Below are 2,835 nucleotides of genomic sequence, written 5' to 3'. Positions count from 1 at the left end.
CTGCACCCTGCATCTGCCAGGGACTGTCGGCTGGTTCTGTTGAAGACGGAATTGTCACGGCTTGAGCTAAGTCGAGACCATCCATCAGCCAAGCACCAGTAGCTACGGTCTCCTGGTTGCCACAGAAAATAGTCACACTCTCGGTGATGGTGGATTGGTCATTGTCGGTAATGGTGAAAGTGGCACTGGGAGTCTGACCTACTTGATAGTTGGGACTATTCTCAAGGGTAATAATGACAGTTTCTTCCCCTTCTACTAGACCATCGGCGATTGGGGTAAGCTTGAGATCTACTGACTGCTGACCTTCTGGAATAGTAACGGTACCAGTTAGGATGGGCTTGTAATCTGAGGGGCTAGCGGTGCCACTGACCGTGTAAGTTACCTCTAGGCTTTGACTAATGTCTCCGGTGCGGCTGATGGTAATACCACCACTTTTTGGCACAGTTTCGGCTAATGTGCCATTAGTAGGGATAATGGTCAGTTCAGGAACATTAATAACTGGATCAGCTAACGGTGCTGGTGTTATTTCAATAACGTCGATCCGTGCTAGTTCATCGGTTTGATTCCCCAAACTATCCGCCACAGCAGAGATTTCAATCTGATCCCCTGGAGCCAGTGTTACGTTTTCAAAGACGGGATTAGGATTGGATAAACCATCAAATATAGAACCAGTCAACCCGATATAATTACTAGAGCTGGGTATGTCTATGGGTGGATTCCCCTGTTCTGCTGGGTTTTTATTGAAAATATATCTACTAATTGGGATATTGTTGACACGAAGTGTCAGGGTAGATCGGCCATCTGCTTCATCAAAATGGGCAATATTAAAATTATAGTTACCAGCAGGACCGTCAGCTTCTGTCCAGGTTAAACGAATGAATCCTGGTTCAGTAGTATTGGTTTTGGAAATCTCGATAGCTTGGCCACCGGAAGCAATGTCACTCTCAAAAACTATGTAGTTCTCTAGACTCAGCCTAGTTGTGTCTTCTGCCTCAAATTTTGGCATAATTACTATTATCCTCTACTTTTTAGGGAATAGGGAACAGGGAATAGGGAACAGTATAAAAGAGATCAGAGTAGTTTTTGGGGTTATGGAAAATCAGTATTGGAGTTTATAGTCTATAGCAAAGCGAGTAGGGATTAGGGAGTAGGGATTAGGGAGTAGTGAACAGCAGATATGGGGACAAAAATTATCACACTTACGACACGGATTGCTAACTAGAAATTCCTAGATTGGAGCTGAAACTTTTTGTAATCGAAATCTTGTTCACTTTCACTTAACTAACTATATTGCTTATGATTGAACAATAGCTAAAATTAGATTTTTATAGTAATTCTATGACTTGTGATTGATAAGCACAAATAACCATTACTATAGATGACATAATTATGAGTAAATGTCACTATAAAATTACTTACTTTATTAAATCTTTACAGTTTTTTTTCCGGATTCTTTAATAGTCTTCACGTTTAGATCTCTCGTTTAGATCTCTATAGGTTGGTGACAAGAGAAGGAAAACGCCCAAGAGGCAGAGTTCAGGAAGGTAGCAAAACACTATAGACTTTACGGCAGTGTTCAATTGAGTTTGTGTTAAATCCCAGGCTACCGGAATTGATATCTATAAATTATCATAGCTATGAGGTACACAATTTAGATATTTTAGGGAATAGCGGATCTGGTAACAGGGAAAATTTAATAGCGATTTGCTACATCAAGACAGGGAATCAACGTCACTGAAAATGTACCTCATAACTGCGAAAAACGCTAGAATGGGCTGATGTAAGCTATCAGCTATCACCTATCAGCTAATGCCCGTAGCGCATTAGCTGATACCTGACGTTGTTTACTTGATCTTGTGAGCAACAGGCGTTTCTTGCTGCCTTCTTAAAGGCTAATGTCCTACTGATTCTTAGTAATGGGCTGCTGCACACAGTTGAGCATACGCAGAGTAGCAGCAGCGGCATAGTTCCGGCGTGCTTCAGAATTGGGGAAGAAAGCGTTACCCCTTTCGTTTAGGGGAGATGCCACTTGGCAGTAGCCAGACATTTCAGAAATCAGAGCGACAGCCCAGTGACCTTCAGTGTCGGAAAATTGTGTGACTGACCCATTAGAAACGAGTACCCCTGGCTGCCCTTGGAGGCTTTTGGCAAATTCAGCAGCTTTTTTTTGTACTGCCATCAATTCGGCGCGAGTTACGGACTTATTTGGTCGAAAGGTGCCATCAGGATAGCCACTAACAATGTTGTTGTCCCTCGCCCATTGAATTTTGGCAGCACTCCAGCGCCCAGCCTCAACATCCTGATAGGGCCGCCCTGATGCTTGAGTGGGGACAGTAATATTAGCACCTGGCAGTTTACCTAAGCCTTCAATGACCATAGACACGAGTTGTTCTCTGGTTAGAAACCCTTGAGGTCTGAAGGTATTGTCCTGAAATCCAGCAATAAATCCCATTGCTACAGCTTTTTCAATTTCTGAGGCATAGACATCATTAGTAATATCCCGAAATTTAGAAGTTTCCCGTGGCGGAAGTGGGGGAAGGTCGGATGGATCACTACTTCCTGTGTTACCTAGGGGTGAATTAGTAGCAAGGTAGACGTGACCTAGCTCTTTGCCATTGAACATTCTCTTGGCAAATTCCCAACCGGGCTGCAGAAAAATTTTCATAAAGCCCTGGCTAATACCACCAGTTCTGCCGATGATGACTTCAGGAGCTTTACGATCAAGACGGTGCTTACCCACTAGCAACAGTTCACCATTACGCTCAACAATGCTGAGGATGTAATCGAGTCCTAGATCTTCACCAGCCATGCGCATGGAATAGCCATTGCTATCAA

Annotated in this window: 2 protein-coding genes; both read right to left on the bottom strand. The window is 43.4% G+C overall.

Annotated elements, in window-relative coordinates:
* Positions 1-1,006 (bottom strand): hypothetical protein (locus F6K49_RS39375; RefSeq protein ID WP_293106019.1); only part of this gene is annotated, 1,006 nt, incomplete at its 3' end.
* An 894-nt stretch (positions 1,007-1,900) separates the two neighbouring features.
* A partial coding sequence (locus F6K49_RS39370; RefSeq protein ID WP_293106016.1) for a DUF3747 domain-containing protein occupies positions 1,901-2,835 on the bottom strand: 935 nt, incomplete at its 5' end.

It is taken from the genome of Moorena sp. SIO3I6 (assembly GCF_010672095.1).
This window is presented reverse-complemented; position numbering and strand designations above follow the sequence as displayed.